The organism is Janthinobacterium goodfellowi (assembly GCF_051380695.1).
Lineage (GTDB): Bacteria > Pseudomonadota > Gammaproteobacteria > Burkholderiales > Burkholderiaceae_D > Janthinobacterium.
Map to the genome: position 1 here is coordinate 54310 of NZ_JBNYXN010000006.1, position 21438 is coordinate 75747.

21 protein-coding genes are annotated in these 21438 nt (G+C 62.6%); 9 read left to right on the forward strand and 12 right to left on the reverse strand.

Annotated elements, in window-relative coordinates; translation table 11 throughout:
* Nucleotides 1-45 precede the first annotated feature (45 nt).
* Complete coding sequence (locus ACQ4WQ_RS21375) at nucleotides 46-1743, forward strand: methyl-accepting chemotaxis protein (RefSeq protein ID WP_436499824.1); 1698 nt, start codon at nucleotides 46-48, stop codon at nucleotides 1741-1743.
* Nucleotides 1744-1751: 8 nt separating this feature from the next.
* On the opposite strand, the gene ACQ4WQ_RS21380 is transcribed toward ACQ4WQ_RS21375, so the two are convergent.
* Nucleotides 1752-2330: a DNA-3-methyladenine glycosylase gene (locus ACQ4WQ_RS21380; protein WP_436499826.1), complete on the reverse strand. Its 579-nt coding sequence runs from the start codon at nucleotides 2328-2330 to the stop codon at nucleotides 1752-1754.
* Nucleotides 2331-2601: 271 nt separating this feature from the next.
* Between ACQ4WQ_RS21380 and ACQ4WQ_RS21385 the strand changes: the two genes are divergently transcribed.
* The 3 genes from ACQ4WQ_RS21385 to ACQ4WQ_RS21395 all read left to right on the forward strand — a co-directional run bounded on the left by ACQ4WQ_RS21385 (nucleotide 2602) and on the right by ACQ4WQ_RS21395 (nucleotide 6379).
* Entirely contained in the window at nucleotides 2602-3468 is an 867-nt protein-coding gene (locus ACQ4WQ_RS21385) for an HDOD domain-containing protein (RefSeq protein ID WP_326456489.1), read from the forward strand.
* 106 nt (nucleotides 3469-3574) lie between these two features.
* Nucleotides 3575-4783 carry a hypothetical protein gene (locus tag ACQ4WQ_RS21390; RefSeq protein ID WP_436499828.1) on the forward strand — a complete coding sequence of 403 codons (1209 nt, stop codon included), beginning with the start codon at nucleotides 3575-3577 and terminating at the stop codon, nucleotides 4781-4783.
* A 543-nt stretch (nucleotides 4784-5326) separates the two neighbouring features.
* Complete coding sequence (locus ACQ4WQ_RS21395; RefSeq protein ID WP_436499830.1) at nucleotides 5327-6379, forward strand: hypothetical protein; 1053 nt, start codon at nucleotides 5327-5329, stop codon at nucleotides 6377-6379.
* 294 nt (nucleotides 6380-6673) lie between these two features.
* Here the strand turns inward: ACQ4WQ_RS21395 and ACQ4WQ_RS21400 are convergent, their stop codons facing one another.
* Nucleotides 6674-7195 carry a DNA-deoxyinosine glycosylase gene (locus ACQ4WQ_RS21400; RefSeq protein WP_436499832.1) on the reverse strand — a complete coding sequence of 174 codons (522 nt, stop codon included), beginning with the start codon at nucleotides 7193-7195 and terminating at the stop codon, nucleotides 6674-6676.
* Between the two features lie 94 nt (nucleotides 7196-7289).
* Between ACQ4WQ_RS21400 and ACQ4WQ_RS21405 the strand changes: the two genes are divergently transcribed.
* Entirely contained in the window at nucleotides 7290-7718 is a 429-nt protein-coding gene (locus tag ACQ4WQ_RS21405; protein ID WP_436499834.1) for an Mpo1 family 2-hydroxy fatty acid dioxygenase, read from the forward strand.
* Between the two features lie 145 nt (nucleotides 7719-7863).
* The gene (locus ACQ4WQ_RS21410; RefSeq protein ID WP_034780449.1) at nucleotides 7864-8313 is read left to right on the forward strand and encodes an outer membrane lipoprotein; all 450 of its coding nucleotides are present in this window, start codon (nucleotides 7864-7866) and stop codon (nucleotides 8311-8313) included.
* Between the two features lie 21 nt (nucleotides 8314-8334).
* Here the strand turns inward: ACQ4WQ_RS21410 and ACQ4WQ_RS21415 are convergent, their stop codons facing one another.
* Complete coding sequence (locus ACQ4WQ_RS21415) at nucleotides 8335-8466, reverse strand: hypothetical protein (RefSeq protein ID WP_326456461.1); 132 nt, start codon at nucleotides 8464-8466, stop codon at nucleotides 8335-8337.
* 183 nt (nucleotides 8467-8649) lie between these two features.
* Between ACQ4WQ_RS21415 and ACQ4WQ_RS21420 the strand changes: the two genes are divergently transcribed.
* Nucleotides 8650-9594 (forward strand): DMT family transporter, encoded by a 945-nt coding sequence (locus tag ACQ4WQ_RS21420; RefSeq protein ID WP_436499836.1) that lies wholly within the window; start codon nucleotides 8650-8652, stop codon nucleotides 9592-9594.
* Nucleotides 9591-10097, forward strand: coding sequence for a GNAT family N-acetyltransferase (locus ACQ4WQ_RS21425; RefSeq protein ID WP_326456463.1), 507 nt, complete (start codon nucleotides 9591-9593; stop codon nucleotides 10095-10097). Before ACQ4WQ_RS21420 ends, ACQ4WQ_RS21425 begins: the two co-directional genes overlap by 4 nt.
* Nucleotides 10098-10320: 223 nt before the next feature.
* On the opposite strand, the gene ACQ4WQ_RS21430 is transcribed toward ACQ4WQ_RS21425, so the two are convergent.
* The gene (locus ACQ4WQ_RS21430; RefSeq protein ID WP_436499838.1) at nucleotides 10321-10614 is read right to left on the reverse strand and encodes a hypothetical protein; all 294 of its coding nucleotides are present in this window, start codon (nucleotides 10612-10614) and stop codon (nucleotides 10321-10323) included.
* 59 nt (nucleotides 10615-10673) lie between these two features.
* Here ACQ4WQ_RS21430 and ACQ4WQ_RS21435 point away from each other — a divergent pair, with 59 nt between their 5' ends.
* Nucleotides 10674-10853 carry a hypothetical protein gene (locus ACQ4WQ_RS21435; RefSeq protein ID WP_034746290.1) on the forward strand — a complete coding sequence of 60 codons (180 nt, stop codon included), beginning with the start codon at nucleotides 10674-10676 and terminating at the stop codon, nucleotides 10851-10853.
* Between the two features lie 11 nt (nucleotides 10854-10864).
* Here the strand turns inward: ACQ4WQ_RS21435 and ACQ4WQ_RS21440 are convergent, their stop codons facing one another.
* The 8 genes from ACQ4WQ_RS21440 to ACQ4WQ_RS21475 all read right to left on the reverse strand — a co-directional run bounded on the left by ACQ4WQ_RS21440 (nucleotide 10865) and on the right by ACQ4WQ_RS21475 (nucleotide 21424).
* A complete protein-coding gene (locus ACQ4WQ_RS21440) occupies nucleotides 10865-12355 on the reverse strand; it encodes a glycine betaine ABC transporter substrate-binding protein (protein WP_436499840.1) in 1491 nt (496 codons plus the stop codon).
* A 21-nt stretch (nucleotides 12356-12376) separates the two neighbouring features.
* Nucleotides 12377-13603, reverse strand: coding sequence for an imidazolonepropionase (gene hutI / locus ACQ4WQ_RS21445; RefSeq protein ID WP_436499842.1), 1227 nt, complete (start codon nucleotides 13601-13603; stop codon nucleotides 12377-12379).
* Between the two features lie 12 nt (nucleotides 13604-13615).
* Nucleotides 13616-14191 carry a HutD/Ves family protein gene (locus ACQ4WQ_RS21450; RefSeq protein ID WP_436499844.1) on the reverse strand — a complete coding sequence of 192 codons (576 nt, stop codon included), beginning with the start codon at nucleotides 14189-14191 and terminating at the stop codon, nucleotides 13616-13618.
* Nucleotides 14191-15579 carry a formimidoylglutamate deiminase gene (locus ACQ4WQ_RS21455; protein ID WP_436499846.1) on the reverse strand — a complete coding sequence of 463 codons (1389 nt, stop codon included), beginning with the start codon at nucleotides 15577-15579 and terminating at the stop codon, nucleotides 14191-14193. Before ACQ4WQ_RS21455 ends, ACQ4WQ_RS21450 begins: the two co-directional genes overlap by 1 nt.
* Nucleotides 15564-16352: an N-formylglutamate deformylase gene (gene hutG / locus ACQ4WQ_RS21460; RefSeq protein WP_436499848.1), complete on the reverse strand. Its 789-nt coding sequence runs from the start codon at nucleotides 16350-16352 to the stop codon at nucleotides 15564-15566. The genes ACQ4WQ_RS21455 and hutG overlap by 16 nt, the downstream gene beginning before the upstream one ends.
* Nucleotides 16353-16372: 20 nt before the next feature.
* A complete protein-coding gene (gene hutH / locus ACQ4WQ_RS21465) occupies nucleotides 16373-17932 on the reverse strand; it encodes a histidine ammonia-lyase (RefSeq protein WP_326456469.1) in 1560 nt (519 codons plus the stop codon).
* Nucleotides 17933-17940: 8 nt separating this feature from the next.
* Nucleotides 17941-19644, reverse strand: coding sequence for a urocanate hydratase (gene hutU, locus ACQ4WQ_RS21470; protein ID WP_436499850.1), 1704 nt, complete (start codon nucleotides 19642-19644; stop codon nucleotides 17941-17943).
* A gap of 106 nt (nucleotides 19645-19750) precedes the next feature.
* Nucleotides 19751-21424, reverse strand: a complete 1674-nt coding sequence (locus ACQ4WQ_RS21475) for an amidohydrolase (protein WP_436499852.1) — start codon at nucleotides 21422-21424, stop codon at nucleotides 19751-19753.
* Between the last annotated feature and the right edge of the window lie 14 nt (nucleotides 21425-21438).

Below are 21438 nucleotides of genomic sequence, written 5' to 3' on the forward strand. Positions count from 1 at the left end.
CCGCGCGCCGCCTGCGGTTTGAACAGCCATAGCCAGGAGTCAAGCATGCTCAATCAATTACGCATCGGACCAAAATTATTGCTGGCGCCCACCCTGGTCTTGCTGCTGCTGATACTCAGCTCGACCGGCGCCTGGTATGGCATGGTGCGGCAAAATGCCTCGCTGGAAAACATGGTGCTGGTGCGCATCGCGCATTTGAAGGCAGCCGCCGACGTACTGGGCGAGGCCAGGCATGTGCATGGCAATATGTACCAGTTGCTGTCGTGGACCAATGGCAGCTTTGCCAAGGTCCGCCTCGATGCGCTGGAAAAACAGATCAAGGCGCGCCATGCGGCCATCGGCACCCAGCTGACCACGCTGCGCTCCACGGCCACGGGGGCCGAGCGCGCCCTGGTCGATGCGGCCATCACGGCCCTGGCCGGCTATCGCAAGGCCGTGCTGGAAACCATGGAAATGGCGCAGATGGACCAGTCGATCGCCACCAATTCCATGCTCAAGGCGGAAACGCAATTCGTCCAGTTCAATACCCAACTGGCGCAACTGTCTGCCCTGGAAACAAAGCTCAGCAGCCAGGCCCATGCGACGGCCAGCGCCGAGTTCCGCAGCCTGGGCTGGAGCCTGCTGCTGACGGTCCTGCTGTCGATCCTCGTTTCCATCGTCGTGACCATGCTGGTGCGCCGCGCCATGCTGGCGGAAATCCGCGGCATTGCCGACGCCGTGCAAGACCTGGCGGCCGGCAAGCTGATGGCCGGCGCACCGAAGCAAGGCAATGACGAAATCGCCGCCACGTCGCGCGTGCTGGACCAGACCATCGCCCACCTGAACCAGACCTTGCGCACCATCATGGGCGCCGTGCAATCGATCGACACGGCCTCGCGCGAAATTGCCACCGGGAATCTGGACCTGTCGGCGCGCACGGAAATGCAAGCCAGTTCGCTGGAAGAAACATCGAGCGCCATGGAAACCTTGACGGAAGCTGTCAACAACAATGCGGACAACGCCCAGCTGGCCTGCGAGCTGGCGGGACAAGCCTCCACCCTGGCCGTGCAAGGGGGACAATCGATGCAGCAAGCGGTGGCGACGATGGCGACGATACGGGCCAATTCGCGCCAGATCGTGGATATTATCGGCGTGATCGACGGCATTTCCTTCCAGACCAATATCCTCGCGCTGAACGCGGCGGTGGAGGCGGCGCGCGCGGGCGAACAGGGCCGCGGCTTTGCCGTGGTGGCGTCGGAAGTACGCACCCTGGCGCAGCGCTCGGCGCAGGCGGCCAGGGAAATCAAGACCCTGATCGCCACCTCCGTCACCACCATCGATGGCGGCAGCGTGGCCGTGCAGCAAGCGGGCGACAGCATGGGTGCCATCGTGGCCTCGGTGCAGCAAGTTAACGAGATCATCCAGCGCGTGAAAGAGGCCAGCGCCGAGCAAGCGTCGGGCATCACGGAAGTGAACCAGGCCGTCGCGCAGATGGATGACGTCACCCAGCAAAACGCGGCCCTGGTGGAGCAGGCGGCGGCAGCGGCGGCCAGCCTGCAGGATCAGGCCGTCAAACTGTCGGCGGCGGTCAGCGTCTTTACCCTGGATCAAGCCGCGCCGGCGACACCGGCAGGCCTGGACGACGACGCCTTTCAAGACCCCGCCAGGATGCCCGCCCAGGACCGGCGCGCACTGCACAGTCCGCTGCGCGGCATGCCCGGCATGCGTGGCGCGAAGGATACGCCCCAGCGCCGGCGCGGCTAGATGCACGATTAAATGACCGGCGCGCGCATGGGCTTGCTCAGGTAACGCGAGCCTGCCAGCACGAAGCGCCACGGCGTGTCCATTGCCCTGGAAATGCCGATGCGCGGCCCCGCCTGTACGACAACCTCTTCCTCGCGCGCCAGCAGCATGAACGGCGGCGCGTCCAGCGCCAGCCGGTTCTGCCTATGCGTGACACCGAGCGCCTGGCACACCTTGCCCGGCCCCGAACACAGCAGCCGCGCATCCTCGACGCCGCGCCGCTCGCGCATGGTATCGATGCCCGCCAGCGGTTCGATAGCACGGATCAGCACGCCAGCCCCATGCCCCGCTTCGCGGCACACGAAGTTCAGGCACCAGTGGATGCCGTACGAGCGGTAGACATAGGCGTGCGCGGGCGGGCCGAACATGGCCGCATTGCGCGGCGTCATGCCGCCATACGTGTGCGAGGCCGGGTCCAGCCGGTCATACGCTTCCGTTTCCACGATGCGCCCGCCCACGCCGTCGACCAGCACGGTCACGCCGATCAGCTGGCGTGCCACGCTGCTGGAATCGTCCGCAAAATCGATACCCGCGAGGATTTTTTTCATCCGGCAATTGTAATGCCACGCTGTCTGCGTACGCCTAGTCTCGCCTTGAAAACAAATAAAAATTAGTATTTTTATCATGAATATCGGGATGGACAGCGTCGTAAAATACGGAAAATAGCGAATGGAGCGGGCCAAAACGGGGATTTTTCCAGAATAGTTTGCACAGATGAACTATTGCCGCGCATAAACAGCGATAATCGTCGGCACCGCGCCGGGCGCCCACGAGGCGGATGGCGGCAGCGCAACAAGATAACAACCAGGCAAGACAATGATGACGAGAGCGGCAGCGCAAAAGCAGGTAGTGCAGGAAGATCCGGTTGACGCCTTGATGCGTTCCATCCGTATCCCGCCGCGTCCCAGCCTGCTGGTCGACCTGCAGCGCGAACTGGCCGAACAGGACCCGTCGCCGCGCCGCATCGCGCGCATCATCGCCGACGACGTCGGCATGTCCGGCGCCCTGCTGAAACTGGCGAATTCGCCGTTCTATGGCGCCGCGCGCAAGGCCAAGTCCGTCGAACAAGGCATCAACTTTCTCGGCATCAACCAATGCAGCGCCATGATGACGGGCTTGCTGGCGCGCCAGGCGCTGGAAGCGGAAGGCGTGGAACTGACCAATTTCTGGGACGTATCGGCCAAGCGCGCGCGCGCCCTGGTATTTACCTCGCGCAAGCTGCGCATCGCCCCGCCCGATATCGCGCATACCTTCGGCCTGTTCTGCGACATCGGCGTGCCCCTGCTGATGAACCGCTTCCCCGACTACGTCAACACGTATGCGGCGGCGGCCAACGATGCGCACAACTGTTTTACAGCCCTGGAAGACGCGCGCCACCAGACCAACCACGCGGCCATCGGCTGCTTGCTGGCGCGCAACTGGGGCCTGTCCTCCGACGTTTCCTGGGCAATTTTGCACCACCACGACTACACGGTGCTGGCGGACCCGTCCACGGACGACGCCATCCGCTCGCTCGTCGCCCTGTCGCTGCTGGCCGAAAAGGGCATTCAGCGCTACCATGGCAACAGTACCTCGCTGGAATGGGACAAGGGCGGCGAACTTGCCTGCCAGCATCTTGGCCTGTCGCAGGAAGAAGCGGCCGACCTGCTCGACGAGCTGCACGAGATGTTCGACACCGACCATTGAGGTATCGGGCGGCCGCGTCCGCCTGTATGATCCATCCCGGCGCCCGGCAAAACCCTGGCGCCCGTTTCCGTTTGCCTGACCCGTATTCCTTAACCTGTTGATCGCCATGCCCAAAAATAAGCGCCCTGTCCCCCGTAAATCCGCCAACACGCCTGAAGACAAGGATGAGTCCGTCACACGCATGCTGTGCACGATGGCCCTGAACCTGGCGGAGCAGGAAGACAGCGAATCGCAGGGCACGGTGCTGGCCGAGCAAGCCGTCGAGTTCGGCCGCCTGATCCGCAAGGCCCTGAATCAAAAGAAGGATGAAATCCTGTACGACGCCATCGAGCGTTCCAAGTACGAGGACGTGGGTGCCTATCAGTATTTGCGCAGCCATATCGAGGAAGCGGCGTCCATTTCCGTGATCCGCCGCGAAAACGCCCCGGCGATGGAAATCAACGCCTTCGTCGTGCCCCTGCTGGTGCAAAGCACGGGCGGCCTGAAGGAAGCGGACAGCTTCCAGGACCAGGATGCATTCGAAGCGCTGGTGAAAAGTTTTCAGCAGGCAGAACTGGAAAGCGCCAAGGCCAAGGTGGTCCTGATGAGCCATGCCTACGACCTCGATGAAATCGACCGCATCACCTATAGCCATCTGCACGACATGGTGCGCGATGCCTATTCGTCGATGACGGACAAGAAGATCGTCGCCACGCCGGGCCTGGAAAGCAGCATCGTCGGCTGGAGCGAAACGGCCTTCGGCCCGCAGGACACGGCCGTCGAACTGCGCTTCCTGCTGGGCTTTGCCTTGAAACGCGTGGACGATCCGTTCTATGCGGAACCGAAGGACGAAGCGGCGCTCGACGCCTGGTTCGATGCGCGCATGGCCCGCTACCAGCAATGGACGACGGAAGTGGGCGACCTGCTGAAACGCTGCCTGGCGCCGGCCGGCAGTGCCCTGGAAGTGAGTTTTCTGTACCAGGATCTGTTCCACGGTGGCAAGGAACAAGGCATGAGCGAGTATGCGATGCTGCAGATGATGTCCGGCATCAACCATGCATTGGCGGAAAACAACGTGGATGCGGGCGACGTCTCGGTGGTCGTCGGCCCGGCCGATGAACATGGCGAAATGCTGCTGCGCGTCAACGTCAGCACGGCGGACGGCGCCCTGCTGCACAGCGCCGACAAGCCGCTGGACCTGGCCGCCGACCTGCAGGACGAAGTCGACGACATCTGCGACGCGCTGGCCACCATCGGCGTCACCCACTTGTCCGTGGCGCTGAAATTCGATGCCAAGGGGCAGCCGGTGGAAGCGCAGGCTTATATAGCAAGTTAAAACCATGCGGTCTGTATGCCGCCAGGTTTTTTCACATTTCAATTTACACACTGAGTTGTGCGAAAGGCACGTTCTTCAATTCAATATCAGTCACCCTCCGGCCATCTCAAGAAAAAATTAGGGTTGTGATATTTACCTTGCGTTTTTTCAAGATGGCCCCCTACCTTACATAAAGGAACTGCGTTAAATTGTGAAAGCTCAGCGCAGCGGGTCAAGTGAAGATTCTGGCCACACCATCTTCAACCATCTTCACGAATACGTAACAAACAGCAATATCTTTGCTCAGATCCACCGCCTTCCTTCCAAATTCCCCTCCATCAGTTCGCCCTTGTTACTCGCGTAATTTGACGCCAGCAAAATGTTCCCCTCCTACAATAGCGCAACATATTGATTCAGCGCAGTTACAACGCCAGCAATCATTGATCTATCCACCTAATTATGTACCTGATGATCTACATCAAACCTTGCCCAACTATCGCCAGAATTACCAATTTAAGAATGTAACAATTAAACTACTCAATAACTTTTTCACTTCAAATAATCATGCGTATAAAATATATTTTAAGAAAAATCGTGGCCGCCGTCAGGGCATCAATCTCTACAGCGAATGGACAGAAATGGGCAAGACGAGGAATCGTCCTATTTTTAGTACCATCCATACTTCTGTTGTTACCACTATTGGCACCTATTGCAGTTGACTACACCATCGTTATCTTCCAATTAAAAATCTACTTTATTGTATTGGCGGTCATAACCACATACAGCAAAGTGCCAAGGTTCCGCAATGCTGCACAGATGCTAATCCACAAACTTCGAATAATTGATCAGGACTTAAACAAGCCACAGCGCCTCTATCGAAATATTGTTGTTCTTGGCGTTACAGTTACACTACTCGGCTACTTAGGTGCCGGCCATTGGTTACCATATCTATGGTGGACCTTTGTCGTCTATTGTATTTACGTCGCCGTGCTTGATGGGCTGCGTTGGTATCAGGCTCTTTCTGCGCATACGCTCGGAAAAGCGTCTATCACCGTTATCTTCGCTGCTACGAGCACACTCGCCTATGCAATGGCACGTCAAGAAATTGCTATCGCAATCCATGTAGTACCAACAAATTTCACCCATACAAGCCTATTAATGGCAATTTTTACCATACCCTTCCTTATCGTATTTTCCGGCGGCTTGATATACGCGACCAGCATGGTAGCATCAGCGATTATTATTCCGGTCCTGTTCATGGCTCGGAGCGCGCCGAAGGGAATGAAAGCATGGTTATTGGCCGAAACTATCCAGGATAGTTCGATGAAATATGTTATGACAACCAAAATCTTCCAAGTCTTCTTCTATGGGATACTTGGTTTAATTCTTTGGCAACAGGGACGTCCTGCCATGTTACATTATGAAACTGAAATTCAAAAATGGCTTCCTGCTGCCGTGTACAACTTTGATATGTACCCCGGGAAGGAATGTGCACTCAAGCCTGGTGAGAAACTAGCACCTTTAGGCGATGCAAAATTTTTAGTAGCAAAGCGACTCGAAAATGGAGATATAAAATTCTCGCCTCCGATGAAGTGCGACGATCTTCCCGTGCACTAAACCTACTTTCCGCAACTAATGCACTTCCATTTTTCCGAGCTTCGAAACATTAAGTGCAAGATATAAATCCAATAATTTCAAAAAACAGTCTAACCAATATAAGTAAAATTAGCCCATTATCTCCATGCATTTTGGTCGCCGGATAACGTTATTATCAATAGCATCGACACAGAAACGAGAACTGGCGATTCGCGAAAGAAAATATAATTTATAGTGCAATAGTGATTTGCATCTGTTGGCTACCTTCCTTAATTATTCTTAATTCCCCCCTACAAAGAGCACAGTATTTCATACTTACTCACGCAAAGTCCGCCACAAAGCCAATTTACTGGAATATTGCAAAGTATAGGCGGGGCTGCTCGATGGCAAGCTGACGATGCGGTAACGCTGCGCGTGCTCGCCCAGCACTTTGACGCCCAGCTTGGCGGCCGTGCCGCCGTTGAAGGCGATCGTGTGCAGCTGCGGCAGGCTGGCGGCCAGGGCGACGAGGTCGTTGTCGTCGCGGCAGCGGATATTGCTGTCCAGGCTGCCCGCGCGCTGCGCCTGCGCCACCACGTCCCACAGGCCCACGCCGTGCGCCAGCAAGCTGGCCAAACGCTCTTCATAGGGCAGGCTCTTCAACTCCACGCCCAGCACCTCGCCCAGCAGCATCCAGAACTTGTTTTGCGGATGCGCATAGTACTGACTGTGCGCCAGCGATTTTTCGCCGGGCAGGCTGCCCAGTATCAGCAAGCGCGTGCCGGCGTCGACGACGGGATCGAAACAGCGCTTGCGCGCATCGGCAGCATGGTCTGGCAGGAGAGCTGGGCTGTTCAAATCAGATATCCGGAAGGGAAGACGAAGGAGCATTTTACCCGGCCACGCGACGGTGTAGAATTCCCGCACACCCCTCCCTCTACAAGAGACGCCCATGCGCACCATCGACACCCTGCTGGCCCAGTATGGCGAAAGCCACCGCAACCACATCAATGAATGGGTGCACATCGTGTGCGTGCCGTTGATCGTTTTCAGTCTGCTGGGGCTGCTGTGGAGCGTGCATCCCAGCGTGGCGCTGCTCGGCAGTATTCTGGCCTTATACTATTACTATAAGCTGTCGCGTCCGTTTGCGGCGGGCATGCTGGCGATGCTGGCCGTCATGCTGGGCCTGCTGCTGCTCATGCCGCCGCTGACTATTTTGCCCACGTCGCTGGCGCTGTTCGTGCTGGCCTGGATAGGCCAGTTCATCGGCCACCAGATCGAAGGCAAGAAACCGTCGTTTTTCGACGATGTGCGCTTTTTGCTGGTGGGGCCGCTGTTCGTGCTGGGATTTTTGTACCGGCGCCTGCGGCTGGCGTATTGAGCGGCAGGTGGTCCCTTGGTCACGCGGGACCGGTAACAGATTTTTACTATTCGCAACTAGTTATCTGCGACAAGTGTCCTTATGATAAGTCATCATCTGCCGGTCGACGCAATCGGCAACCAACTTTTGTCCAAGGGAGTCCTACATGAAAGCACCAATTATTGCAGTGGCATTGCTGGCCACCCTGGCCGGCTGCGCCGTACAACCGAACTCGGCGAATGTCTACAACGCGCGCCAGGCGCAGAATGAACAATCGGTTCGCATGGGCACGGTTGAATCCGTGCGCCAGGTAACCATCGACAAGGGCGAAACGGGCACGGGCGTGCTGGCCGGCGCGGCGCTGGGCGGCGTGGCCGGCTCGACCGTCGGCGGCGGCAAGGGCGCCATCGCGGCCAGCATCCTCGGCGCGGTTGCCGGCGGCATGGCCGGCAAGAGCATCGAAGCGAATGCCTCGAACAAACCCGGCCTGGAAATCACGGTGCGCCTGGACAATGGCGACATGCGCGCCATCGTACAAGACGCGGACGAACTGTTCCGTCCGGGCGAGCGCGTGCGCCTGCTGTCGGACGGCCGCAAGACCCGCGTCACCCACTGATCTGCTTGCCGGCGCATGCGCTCAGCCGAATGCGCCGGCAGCGATGAGCAAAGTCGAGGGCGACATGCCCTCATGCAGCCAGACGGCAATCCATGTTGCCACGATGACATACACAAGCACGCTCCATATTTTGATCTGCAGTGAGGCTGGCATGGCGGTCTCCCTTCAAAGATGCAATTCAGAAAACATTTACTTGATATTAAAGTAAATATTTTCATAAATTCAACATTCTCCAGAAGCACTGCGCTGGCTCAATGCCGGTGTGTCTGCTGACCGCTCGTCGAGCAAGCCCGACCAGGGCTCGCCATCCCCGCGCGATGCCCGTATACTTGCGCGATGTCCTCTCCTCTCCTGTTCATCATTGCCTGCCTGATCTGGGGCTCCACCTTCTGGGCCATCACCTTGCAGCTGGGCGATGTCGCCCCCGCCGTGTCCGTGGTCTACCGCTTCGGCCTCGCTTCCGCCACCCTGTTTGCCTGGTGCGCGCTGCGCGGCGACCGCCTGCGCCTGCCCTGGCGCGCGCAAAAATGGATGCTGCTGCAGGGCCTGGCCTCGTTTGCCCTCAGCTATGTGTGCACGTATAGTTCGGAGCAATACCTCGTTTCCGCCCTCGTCAGCGTGCTGTTCGCGCTGATGGTGTTCTGGACGCCCTTGCTCAACCGCATCGCCTTCGGCACACCGATCACCTGGAGCACCTGCTGCGCGGCGTTTGTTGCCATCTGCGGTATCGTGCTGCTGTTTTACCAGTCCATCGGCGCGGCGCTGCACGATATTCTCGGCGGCGGCAATGGCCATTTTCTGCTCGGATTCTTGCTGGCCCTGGTGGCCACCGTGTCTAGCACGGTAGGCAATGCCCTCGTCATGAAAGTGCGCGAACAGTCCGGCAACGTGATGCTGACCATGGCGTGGACCATGCTATGGGGTAGCTTGATGGTGGCCGCCTGGGCCATCGCCACGGGCCAGTCCTGGCAATTGCCCACGCGCACGAGTTACTGGATGGGATTACTGTATCTGGCCATCTTCGGCTCGGTGATCGCCTTCAGCGCGTATTTCACTTTAATCGCGCGCATCGGCACGCAAAAGACCGTGTATATCGGCGTCGTCACGCCCGTCATTTCCGTGCTGCTGTCGGTCCAGTTCGAACATTACCGGCCCGCCCCCATCGAATGGGCAGGCATGGTCCTATGCCTGTCCAGCGTGGCCTGGGCCCTGACGTCGGGCGCGCGCAAGACGAGTAGCATTGCTTCCCTTTCCACCACTCCATCAACAAAGGCAACATGAGCACCTCTTCCTCCCTCGCCATCCGTCCCGCGACCGCATCCGACGTGGCTGCCATCTTTGGCATGATCCACGAACTGGCCGTGTTTGAAAAACTCGAACACATGATGATCGCCAAGGAATCCATGCTGCACGACAGCCTGTTCGGCAAGCACCCCGCGTGCGAAGCGCTGGTGGGCGAGGAAGACGGCACGGTCGTGACCTTCGCCCTGTTCTTCCACAATTTTTCCACCTTCCTGTGCCGCAAGGGGCTGTACCTGGAAGACCTGTATGTGAAGCAATCGGTGCGCGGCAAGGGCTATGGCAAGCAGATGCTCGTGGCGCTGGCGCAACTGGCCGTCGAACGCGATTGCGGTCGCTTCGAATGGTCGGTGCTGGACTGGAATGACAACGCGATCAACTTCTACAAGGGCATGGGCGCGGACGTGATGCCGGACTGGCGCATCTGCCGCGTGACTGGCGATGCCTTGACGCAATTGTCGGCAGGAACGCCGAAAGCGGCCTGATTGGAATTGTAGCGAAGGAACTGACAATGCAAGTTCCCAAAAAAATCCCCGCGGGCTAGCGGCACCGCGGGGGGAACCCATTGTCAAGTGGGAGGGGGAGAATGCAATCAACGGTTATCAATATAAACGCTACGACTGGTCACCGCGCCGACCTTTACATTTGCTTACCGGGCCTTACATTTTCCTTAAAGCCGACACCTAACTGTCCACCATTTGCCACAGTTTATTTCCGTGGTTCAATCAATGTGCCGTGCAAGCCGATATGTTGTTGCGCAACCCCACTGCCACCCTGCGCATTTTTATAGATTTGGTACACTGTCAGGCAGGCGATGCAGCCAGCAACCACGGCAAAAATGACCATGCGACGCTCCTTGAGTATGCTTGATGGAATCAGGGCTCGCGGCTGATGATGTCCAGGCGAGCAGGGAAAATTCAGTGTGGCATCTTCGACGTTGGGGGCATTGCGCAATGTCAAACGCGCCAATTTGACGGGGTCATGGCGTTTGATCTGACGCAAAGTGGCGGCATTCCGCTCACACAAAATGAACGCATCATTCCGCACCTGGGAGCCACATCATGAATGTCTCTGCCAAACCGCTCGTCATGAAAATCTACCGCGCCTACCTGCGTTCCCGCCTGGAACGTTACACGCGCGACTTGCAAGCCATCGCCGAACAGCGCGAAAACGACTTCCAGGCCGAACGCATCCTGCACCAGGCCGTCGTCTCGGTGCGCTCCAAACTGCACTCGCTGTAACCGTGATGCCGTCAGTGCTGCCGGCCGGCAACGGCCCAGCGTTCCACCAGCTCGAACAGGCCTTGCGTCAGCAGGGCCAGCACGGCTGCGGGGATCGCGCCGGCCAGCAGCATGTCGTTGTCGTTCAGGGCCAGGCCGATGGTGATGCGTTCGCCGTAGCCTCCCGCGCCGATGAAGGCGGCGATGGTGGCCGTGCCCACGCTCATCACGGCCGCCGTTTTCACGCCCGCCAGCATGACGGGCAAGGCCAGCGGCAAGTCCACGTGCAGCAGGCGGTCGCGCCGGCTCATGCCCAGCGCCAGCGCCGCCATGCGCAAGCCTTGCGGCACCTGCAAGATGCCCGTGCACGTGTTGCGCACGATGGGCAGCAAGGCGTACACGAATAGCGCCACCAGCGCCGGCGCCAAGCCGATCATGCCCAGCACGGGTATCAATATCGCCAGCAGGGCCAGCGACGGCACCGTCTGCAGCACGCCGACGAAGGCCAGCACCGTTTGCCGCAGCGGCACCGAAAACGCCGCCAGCACGCCCAGCGGAATGCCGATCAGGCATGCCAGCGCCACCGACAGCAGCACCAGGGTCAGGTGCTGGCGCGTCAGGGTCCACAGATCGTCGCCGAGGATTTTATCAAGCAAGCCGCTGCGCGCGACCGCCGGTTTGTTCGCCCGCGTGCCTGACGCCAGCCACTGCCGCGCCACGCCGGCAAAGCTCTTGCCGTCGATTTCCACGGCCGCATTCATGGCGATCATGTCGGCCTCGCTGATGCGTCCCTGCAGCGCCTGCAAGGCTTGCCAGGCGGCGGGAAAGCGCTGCGGCACGTCGAGCCGGTACAGCAGCATGGCGTCGTAGCGGGGAAAGTACTGCTGCGTGTCGGCCAGCACGCGCAAGCCATACTGGCGGATCTTCGCGTCCGTCGAATAGATGTCGATCACGTCCACCTGGCGCTGCGCCAGCGCTTCATACGCAATGCCGTGATCGAGCCCGCGTGGGCGCTGCGGCAAGCCATAGCGCGCGGCCAGACCCGGCCAGCCATCGATCCTGCCGATGAATTCATGCGACAGGCCGAATTTCAAGGCCGGGTGCTGCGCCAGCTGCGCCAGGCTCGCGATGGATGTTTCATCGCCGCGCATGGCCAGCGCATACGTATTGTTAAAGCCCAGCGGCACGGCCACGCCCAGCCCCAGCGCGGCCAGCTCGCGCCGCATCTGGTCCAGCTCAATCGGTTTGTCGTGCTTGAGGATTTCGCTGGCGATCGTGCCCATGTATTCGGCATACATGTCGATGCTGCCCGCCTGCAGCGCAGCAAGCACGATGGCCGTGTTGCCCAGGCCCTGGCGGTGCTGCGCCCTGACGTGCGGCGCGGCGCTCTGCTGGATGATCTCGCCGAGAATATACGATTCCGTAAAGCGCTTCGAACCCACCTTCAGGGTACCGCCGTCCAGGGCGTGTGCGGGCGCGGCGACGCCGAAAACAAGCAGCAACAACAGGTAAACACAACGCACGCGGCGCTCCAGGACGGATGATCAATCCGGCAAGCTTACCACCGGCGCGCGCCAGACACCGCCATGCACCACGCCCGCGCACGGGTTCAGGCCCAGCGCATATGCCAGGTCGGCCGGGCGCGCGATGCGCCACAGGGCGAAATCGGCGCGCTTGCCCACTGCCAGGCTGCCCGTTTCATACTGCAAACCCAGCGCGCGCGCCGCGTGGCAGGTGGCACCGGCCAGCGCCTCCTGCGGCGTCAGGCGCCACAGCGTGCACGCCATGTTCATCGCCAGCAGCAATGACGTCATGGGCGAGGTGCCCGGATTGCAATCGGTGGACACGGCCATGGGCACGCCGGCCGCGCGCAAGGCCGCCACAGGCGGCGGCTGCGTCTCGCGCAAAAAGTAATACGCGCCCGGCAGCAGCACGGCCACCGTGCCGTGTTTTGCCATGGCGGCGATGCCCTCCTGCGACAGGAATTCCAAATGGTCGGCCGACAGGCCGCCATGGCGGGCCACCAGCGCCGCGCCGCCCAGGTCCGACAGCTGCTCCGCATGCAGTTTCACGGGCAGGCCCAGCGCCTGCGCCGCCTCGAATACCTTTTCGGTTTGCGCCGGCGTAAAGCCGATGCGTTCGCAAAAGGCGTCGACGGCATCAACCAGTCCATCGCTGGCCAACCGGGGCAGCATCTGGGCGCACAGCAGCTCGATATACGCATCGGGCTGGCCCGCGTATTCGGGTGGCAGCGCGTGCGCGCCGAGGAAGGTGGTGCGCACATTGACCGGCAGCTCTTGGCCGATGCGGCGCGCCACGCGCAGCATCTTCGCCTCGCTGTCCGCAGCCAGGCCGTAGCCGGACTTGATTTCCAGCGTGGTCACGCCTTCGGCCAGCAGCGCCAGCACGCGGGGCAGGCTTTGCCGCAGCAATTCGTCGTCGCTGGCCGCGCGCGTGGCGCGCACGGTGGACATGATGCCGCCGCCGGCACGGCTGATGTCTTCATAGCTGGCGCCATTCAGGCGCGCCTCGAATTCGTCGCTGCGGTTGCCCGCGTGGACGATGTGCGTATGGCAGTCGATCAGGCCGGGCGTCAGCCAGCAGCCCTGGCCATCGTGCAGCACCGCGCCGCTGGCCGGCAACTCGTCGCCGGGACCGAACCAGGCGATGCGGCCATCCTTGACGGCGATGGCCGCGTCGAGCAGTTCGCCGTAGCCGTGCTCCATCGTGGCCAGGTGGACGTTGTGGATGACCATGTCCCAGTCTTGCATCGTTTTTCTCTCCTAGATGAACAGGTCGACGCGGAACACGGCCGTGCGCTGCAAGGCGTCGAGACGCCATTCCTGCGCATCGTCGGCGTCCAGCAGCAGCGCGTCATGGCGGGCCAGCGCAAACTGCTGGTCGCTTGCGCGCACCAGCACGTGGCCTTCGCCGGCGACGAACAGCAGGGTGGCCGCGCTGCGCCGTACCAGCTTGCCCGGCGCCGTGATTTTTTCCAGCTGGTGACGGCAGCGGTCGCGCCGCGTCATCACATTGAAATCCGTCGTCGGTCCCTTGACCTGCGCCTCCACGGCCGCCTCGCCGGGAAACCACAGCATCGGTTGCGCCGCATTCAAGGTCACCTTGCGCGTGCCGTCAAGCGTCAGCTGCACGCTGTCGCCATCGACCAGCATCAGGCTGCGGTCGATGCCTGGAAAGCTGGAAAACGGCCCGCTGGCCGTGATCGTCGCCAGGCTGATACGCCAGTCAAAATCGTCGAAACCGGCGCCCGGGGGAGAAATGGCGATTTCCGTCGTGCTGCCGCCGCCATTCTTCCACGGCGCGGCGCGCAGGTATTCCTGCGGGATGAAGGTCGCCATCAGAGCGCCCTCAGTTGCGCCAGGGTGCGCTTGTAGGCGGTGGCGATGGCGTCCTGCGCCACGTGGCGCCCATCGCGCACCTGCCACTGGCCGCCGCACAGCACGTCGCGCACCAGCTTGTCGTTGCCGCAGAAGATAAAACTGCCCAGTACATCGGCGATGGCCACGCCGCACAGGTTCACATGCGCGTCGTCGAGCACCAGCACATCGGCGCGGCAACCTGGGGCCAGGGCACCGAGCTTGCGTCCGGACGCCTGCGCGCCCCCCTGCAAGGCCGCCTGCCACAGATAGTCGCCCACGTGGCGCTGCTCCGGCGTGGCGGCCACGTTGCGCTGCTGGCGCTGCAAGCGCTGGCCATATTCGAGCCAGCGCAATTCCTCCACCGGCGACTGCGACACATGGCTGTCGCTGCCGACGCCGAAGCGCCCGCCGGCGGCGATGAATTCGGCCAGCGGAAACAGGCCGTCGCCCAGGTTCGCCTCCGTCGTCGGGCACAGGCCCGCCACGGCGCCGCTGGCGGCCATCCGCGCCACCTCGTCAGGCTGCACATGCGTGGCGTGCACGAGGCACCAGCGCGCATCGACATCGACCTGGTCGTACAGATACTGCACTGGGCGCCGGCCGCTGTAATCCAGGCACTGACGCACCTCGCCCTGCTGCTCGGCGATATGGATGTGGATGGGCCGGCCCACGGGCAGCGCTTGCGCCACTTCGCGGATCTGCGCCACGCCGGCGGCGCGCAGCGAATGGGGAGCAAAGCCCACTTCCACCTGCCCGCCGCGCTGCGGCGCCAGCGCCTCGACGATGCGCAGGACATCGTCCGCACTGGTGCGGAAGCGCGCCTGCTCCGGCTTGAGCGGTTGCTCGCCGAAACCCGCATGGCTGTACAGCACGGGCAGCATGGTCATGCCGATGCCGCTGATGCGCGCCGCGGCCAGCACCCGTTCAGCCGTTTCGGCGGGACGCGCATACAGGTCGCCAGCCGCATCGCGCTGCAGGTAGTGAAATTCGCAGACGGACGTGTAGCCATGGCGCAGGCATTCGGCAAACAGCTGCGCGGCGATGCTTTCCATCTGTTCCGGCGTGATGCGGTGCGCGAAGCGGTACATCAGCTCGCGCCAGGTCCAGAAACTGTCCGCGACATGATTAACCTCGTCACCCGCAACCTCCGTCATGCCGCCCAGCGCGCGCTGGAAGGCATGCGAATGCAGGTTGACCATGCCGGGCAAGACATACTCGGCCACTTCCGCGCCGGGCGGCGGCGTGGCGCCCTCTTTGACGTGCGTCAAGTCGCCGGCCGCATCCCATTCCAGCAGCACGTCGCGGCGCCAGCCTTGCGGCAGTAGCGCGTGGCGCGCAAACAAACAGGTACTCAATGCGCCACCCATGCCATGGCCGCATCCATCATCTGGCGCAGCAGCGGCTGCACCCGGGCCGCCAGGTCAGGCCGGTAGCCGAATGGCGCCGATTCGTCCATGTACAGGCACTGGCACATCTCCAGCTGGATCGCATGCACGCGGCCTGCCGGTTGGCCGTAATGGCGCGTGATATGGCCGCCCTTGAAGCGGCCGTTGAGCGCCACGGTAAATGCATCCTGCGCGCGCGCGATATCGACCACGGCGGACGTCAGGCCCGCATCGCAGCTGGCGCCATCGGCCGTGCCGAAGTTCAGGTCGGGCAGCTTGCCGTCGAAGAAGCGCGGCACATGCGAGGCGATGGAATGGGCATCCCACAGCACCACGGCGCCATGCACGCGCAGCAGGCGGTCCAGTTCCGCGCGCAGCTGCGCATGATACGGCGCCCAGTAACGCTGCAATCGGCGCTGCACGTCGGCCGCATCGGGTTCCTTGCCGGCCAGGTACAGCGGCTCGCGGTGGAAGGTATCGTTGGGCAGCAAGCCCGTCGTATCCTGGCCCGGATACAGATTCGTGTCTTCCTGCGGGCGGTTCAAGTCGATGGCGTAGCGCGACCAGCGCGCCGACAGCACGGACGCGTCCATCTCCTGCAAAAAGCCGTACAGCTCGCGCAAATGCCAGTCCGTGTCGGCCTTGATGAGGGCCTGCGGCGTCATGCGCGCGGCGATATCGTCCGGTATGTCGGTGCCCACGTGGGGCATCGACACGAGCAGCGGGATGCTGCCTTCGTTGAAGCGGAAATCCATGCTTGTCTCCTTGCTCCCGCTCAAGCGTACAGCGGGGCGAACAAATTCTTGCAGGTGCTGCTCAATTCACCCTGCAGCACCATCTGCTTGGCCGCTTCGATATCGGGCGCGAAGAAGCGGTCGGCGTCGAAGAACGGCACCTTCTGGCGCAGCTGGTGGTGCACGTGCTCCAGGTGCGGCGAGGTTTTCAGCGGACGGTGGAAATCGATGCCCTGTGCGGCAGCGAGCAGCTCGATACCGACGATGACGGCCGTGTTGTGCGCCATGTCGTCCAGGCGGCGCCCGGCGAACGTGGCCATGCTCACGTGGTCTTCCTGGTTGGCGGAGGTGGGCAGGCTGTCGACGCTGGCCGGATGGGCGAGCGACTTGTTTTCCGACGCCAGCGCCGCGGCCGTCACGTGGGCGATCATGAAGCCGGAATTGACGCCCGGGTCGCGCACGAGAAACGGAGGCAGGCCGGACAGCGTCGCGTCGATCAGCAGCGCGATACGGCGCTCTGCCAGCGCGCCGATTTCGGCGATCGCCAGCGCCAGCGTGTCGGCGGCAAAGGCCACCGGTTCGGCATGGAAGTTCCCGCCCGAGACGATCTCCGCCTGCCCGTTGGGGCCATCCTGGAAAATCAGCGGATTGTCCGTGACCGCATTGGCTTCGATCAGCAGGGTGCGGCCCACATTGCCGATCAAATCGAGGCAGGCGCCCATGACTTGCGGCTGGCAGCGCAGGCTGTACGGGTCTTGCACGCGCTCGTCACCTTCCAGGTGCGAGGCGCGGATCGCGCTGTTGGCCACCAGCTGGCGGTACATCTGCGCCGCCAGGATTTGGCCCGGCTGTCCCCGCACGGCGTGCACGCGCGCGTCGAACGGCGAGTCGCTGCCCTTGGCCGCGTCGAGCGACAGCGCGCCCGTGACCATGGCCGCTTCCAGCAGGCGCTCGGCCATGAACAGGCCATGCAGCGCCAGCGCGTTCGACACCTGCGTGCCATTGATCAGGGCCAGGCCCTCTTTCGCCGCCAGCACGACGGGGGCGATGCCTGCCTGCGCCAGCGCCTCGGGCGCCGGCATCAATTCGCCGTTGACGCGCACGTCGCCCACGCCCAGCATGGCCAGGGTCATGTGCGACAGGGGCGCCAGATCGCCCGAGGCGCCGACGGAACCCTTGGCGGGAATGGCCGGCATGATGCCCGCGTTGTACAAAGCGATCAGGGTGTCGACGATCAGCGGGCGCACGCCGGAAAAGCCGCGCGCCAGGCTGCCGATCTTCATCAGCATGATCAGGCGCACGACGGCGTCCGACAGCAGCTCTCCCGTGCCGACGGAATGCGACAGGATCAGGTTGCGCTGCAATTGCTCCAGTTTTTCATCGGGGATGCGCGTCTTGGCGAGCAGGCCGAAGCCCGTGTTGATGCCGTAGGCCGCATCGCCCTTGGCGACGATGGCTTGCACGGCGGCGGCCGACGCCTCGATGACGGGATAGGCCTCGGCGGCGAGGATCAGTTTTGCGGGTGCGGCCCAGACGGCGCGCAGGTCGCCCAGGGTCATCGCGCCCGGCTTCAGGGTCCAACTTTTGGCGTGCTGTGTCATCTTCGCTTTCACTTCATCATGGGGAGAATCAGGCCGTTGCGCTTGGCGCAGGCGGCCGCAGTTTCATAGCCGGCATCGGCATGGCGCATCACGCCCGAGCCGCTGTCGTTGACCAGCACGCGGGCCAGGCGTTTCGCCGCCCCTTCCGTGCCGTCGGCCACGATGACCATGCCCGCATGCTGAGAATACCCCATTCCCACGCCGCCGCCATGGTGCAGCGAGACCCAGGTGGCGCCGCCGGCCGTGTTCAGCATGGCGTTCAGCAGCGGCCAGTCGGAGACGGCGTCGGTGCCGTCCTTCATGCTTTCCGTCTCGCGGTTCGGGCTGGCGACGGAACCCGTGTCCAAGTGGTCGCGGCCGATGACGATGGGCGCCTTCAGTTCGCCCGTGCGCACCATCTCGTTGACGGCCAGGCCGGCGATGTGGCGCTCGCCCAGTCCCAGCCAGCAGATGCGCGCCGGCAGGCCCTGGAAGGCGATGCGCTCGCGCGCCATGTCCAGCCAGTGGTGCACCTGCTTGTGGTGCGGGAACAGCTCCTTGATCTTCGCATCCGTTTTATAGATGTCTTCCGGGTCGCCCGACAGGGCCACCCAGCGGAACGGGCCACGTCCTTCGCAAAATTGCGGGCGGATGTAGGCGGGCACGAAGCCGGGGAAGTCGAAGGCGTTCTGCACGCCCTGGTCGAACGCCACCTGGCGGATGTTGTTGCCGTAATCGACCGTGTGCACGCCCATGGCGTGGAAATCGAGCATGGCCTGCACGTGGGCGGCGCAGGAATCGGCGGCGGCCACCGTCAGGCGCGCGTGGCGCTGCGGGTCTTGCTGCGCCGCCTTCCAGTCCGAGACGCTCCAGCCGCGCGGCAGGTAGCCGTTGACCAGGTCATGCGCGGACGTCTGGTCCGTCACCAGGTCGGGCACCAGGCCGCCCGCCTTGGCGCGGCGCACCAGTTCCGGCAGCACTTCGGCCGCGTTGCCCAGGAGGCCAATGGAAATGGCTTCCTTGCGTTCGGTGTGGTATTTGACCAGTTCCAGGGCTTCGTCCAGGCTGGCCGCCTGCTTGTCCAGGTAGCGCGTGCGCAGGCGGAAGTCGATGCTGCTCTGCTGACATTCGATGTTGAGCGAGACGGCGCCCGCCATCGTGGCGGCCAGCGGCTGCGCGCCGCCCATGCCGCCCAGGCCCGCCGTCAGGATCCAGCGCCCGCCCCAGTCGCCGCCGAAATGCTGGCGGCCCGCCTCGGCGAAGGTTTCATACGTTCCCTGCACGATGCCCTGCGTGCCGATATAGATCCAGCTGCCGGCCGTCATCTGGCCGTACATGAACAGGCCCTGGCGATCGAGCTCGTTGAAGTGTTCCCAGTTCGCCCATTTCGGCACCAGGTTGGAGTTGGCGATCAGCACGCGCGGCGCATCCGCGTGGGTCTGGAACACACCCACCGGCTTGCCGGACTGGATCAGGAGAGTCTGGTCGTCTTCCAGTTCGCGCAGCGAGGCGAGGATCTGGTCGAAGCAGGCCCAGTTGCGCGCGGCGCGGCCGATGCCGCCGTAGACGACCAGGTGCTGCGGATTTTCCGCCACTTCCGGGTCCAGGTTGTTTTGCAACATGCGGTAGGCCGCCTCGGCCTGCCAACTCTTGCAAGCCATGGCCGTGCCGCGCGGCGCGCGGATGGTACGGCTGGCATCAAAGCGTGGATCGGTGTCCATTGTGCTGTTCATGCTGTCTCCTCGTAGGGTGCGAGCGGACATGCGTGGTCCGCTCTGGTACTCCCAGCATAGGTTGTCTATACAACCAAGTCAACAGGTTTTTGCAGCTGTCAAATCCTTACTTTTTCTCGAACACGCGCTTGCCCGCCACCCACGTCTGCAGCACCTGCGTCTTGCCGATGGCCTTGGGTTCGACGGTGAACAGGTCCTGGTCGACGACGATGAAGTCCGCCCATTTGCCCGCTTCCAGCGTGCCGATGACCTTTTCCTGGTGCGCCGCCCAGGCCGCGTCGAGGGTGAAGCAGCGCAGCGCTTCCGTCACCGTCATGGCTTGCTGCGGATACCAGCCGCCGGCCGGAAACCCTTCGCTGTTTTGCCGCGTGACGGCCGCGTGGATGCCCTCGAACGGGTTCGGCGACTCGATGGGGAAATCGGAGCCGCAGGCGATGCGCGAACCCTGCTTGAGGAAGGTGCGCCACGCATATGCGCCCTTGATGCGTTCGTGGCCCACGCGCTGCTCCGCCATGTTCTGGTCGGATGTGGCGTGCGTGGGCTGCATCGACGGCACGATGCCCAGACTCTTGAAACGGGGGATGTCGCTCAATTTCACCACCTGCGCGTGCTCCATGCGGTGGCGCAGGCCCACGCTATGGTATTGCGCGATCAAGGCTTCATAGCCGTCGAGGATTTGATGGTTGCCCGCGTCGCCGATGGCGTGCACGTTCACCTGGTAGCCGGCGCGCATGGCTTTTTCCATCTTCGCGCGCATGGCGTGGTCCTTGTAGAACAGCAGGCCGCTGGTAGTCGGATCGTCGCTGTACGGCGCCAGCAGGGCCGCGCCGCGGCTGCCCAGGGCCCCGTCGGACAGCAGTTTGACGGCGCGCAAGGCGTACATGTCGCGCGCATAGCTTTTTAATGGGCCGTTTTTCGACAGCGCGTCGAAGTCTTCCGTCGTGTCGGCAATCATGCCGTAGACGCGCACCGTCAGCTTGCCGTGGTCCGCGTAGTCGCGGAACAGCCGGTCCTGCATCTGGCCGATGCCCGCATCGTGCACGCTGGTCAGGCCCGCCTGCGACAGCTGCGCCAGCGCGCCATCGAGGGCGGCGCGGTTTTCCACGTCGCCCGGCTTGGGCAGCACGGCATCCATCAAGTCCATGGCATTGTCGACCAGCACGCCGGTTGCATTGCCGTCCGCATCGCGGACGATCTTGCCGCCGGCCGGATCTTGCGTGGCGCGCGTGATGCCGGCCAGCGCCAGCGCGCGGCTGTTGGCCCAGCCCGCGTGGCCATCGACCCGGCGCAGCCACACGGGCCGCGCGCTTTCCGCCGCATCGAGTTCCGCGGCCGTGGGAAAGCGTCCCAGCTTCCAGATTTCCTGGTTCCAGCCATTACCGATCACCCAGCCGCGCTCGGGATGCGCGCGGGCGAAGTCGCCCACGGCCTGCACGGCGGCCGGCAGCGACGACGAACCGTACAGCATCACGCCGCTGGCGATCGTACCCAGGCCGAACACGTGACCGTGCGCGTCGATCAGGCCCGGCAACACGGTTTTTCCCTGCACGTCGACGTGCAGGGCGCCCTTGGCCGCCTTGCGTTTCGCCTGCGCGGCGCTGCCGACGGCAAGCAGCTTGCCCGCGTCGTCAAAGGCCAGCGCCGTGAAGCGCAGCACCTTGCCGCTTGCATCGAGCGTGTAGCCATTCGCATTGTCGATGACGGTATCGGCATGGGCCTGGCCCAAGGTGCCCAGGCAGGCGAGAACGAGCAGGGTGCGGCGCAGGTGCGGGGTCGGCATTTCCATCTCCAGGT

Coding starts and splice junctions, on each gene's coding strand:
- ACQ4WQ_RS21405 (WP_436499834.1), top strand. CDS start 7,290: ATGCGCACCATCGACACCCTGCTGGCCCAGTATGGCGAAAGCCACCGC.
- hutI (WP_436499842.1), bottom strand. CDS start 13,603: ATGCAAGACTGGGACATGGTCATCCACAACGTCCACCTGGCCACGATG.
- ACQ4WQ_RS21385 (WP_326456489.1), top strand. CDS start 2,602: ATGACGAGAGCGGCAGCGCAAAAGCAGGTAGTGCAGGAAGATCCGGTT.
- ACQ4WQ_RS21415 (WP_326456461.1), bottom strand. CDS start 8,466: ATGCCAGCCTCACTGCAGATCAAAATATGGAGCGTGCTTGTGTATGTC.
- ACQ4WQ_RS21395 (WP_436499830.1), top strand. CDS start 5,327: ATGCGTATAAAATATATTTTAAGAAAAATCGTGGCCGCCGTCAGGGCA.
- ACQ4WQ_RS21380 (WP_436499826.1), bottom strand. CDS start 2,330: ATGAAAAAAATCCTCGCGGGTATCGATTTTGCGGACGATTCCAGCAGC.
- ACQ4WQ_RS21390 (WP_436499828.1), top strand. CDS start 3,575: ATGCCCAAAAATAAGCGCCCTGTCCCCCGTAAATCCGCCAACACGCCT.
- ACQ4WQ_RS21420 (WP_436499836.1), top strand. CDS start 8,650: ATGTCCTCTCCTCTCCTGTTCATCATTGCCTGCCTGATCTGGGGCTCC.
- hutH (WP_326456469.1), bottom strand. CDS start 17,932: ATGACACAGCACGCCAAAAGTTGGACCCTGAAGCCGGGCGCGATGACC.
- ACQ4WQ_RS21425 (WP_326456463.1), top strand. CDS start 9,591: ATGAGCACCTCTTCCTCCCTCGCCATCCGTCCCGCGACCGCATCCGAC.
- hutU (WP_436499850.1), bottom strand. CDS start 19,644: ATGAACAGCACAATGGACACCGATCCACGCTTTGATGCCAGCCGTACC.
- hutG (WP_436499848.1), bottom strand. CDS start 16,352: ATGGATTTCCGCTTCAACGAAGGCAGCATCCCGCTGCTCGTGTCGATG.
- ACQ4WQ_RS21375 (WP_436499824.1), top strand. CDS start 46: ATGCTCAATCAATTACGCATCGGACCAAAATTATTGCTGGCGCCCACC.
- ACQ4WQ_RS21450 (WP_436499844.1), bottom strand. CDS start 14,191: ATGGCGACCTTCATCCCGCAGGAATACCTGCGCGCCGCGCCGTGGAAG.
- ACQ4WQ_RS21410 (WP_034780449.1), top strand. CDS start 7,864: ATGAAAGCACCAATTATTGCAGTGGCATTGCTGGCCACCCTGGCCGGC.
- ACQ4WQ_RS21455 (WP_436499846.1), bottom strand. CDS start 15,579: ATGGGTGGCGCATTGAGTACCTGTTTGTTTGCGCGCCACGCGCTACTG.
- ACQ4WQ_RS21475 (WP_436499852.1), bottom strand. CDS start 21,424: ATGCCGACCCCGCACCTGCGCCGCACCCTGCTCGTTCTCGCCTGCCTG.
- ACQ4WQ_RS21435 (WP_034746290.1), top strand. CDS start 10,674: ATGAATGTCTCTGCCAAACCGCTCGTCATGAAAATCTACCGCGCCTAC.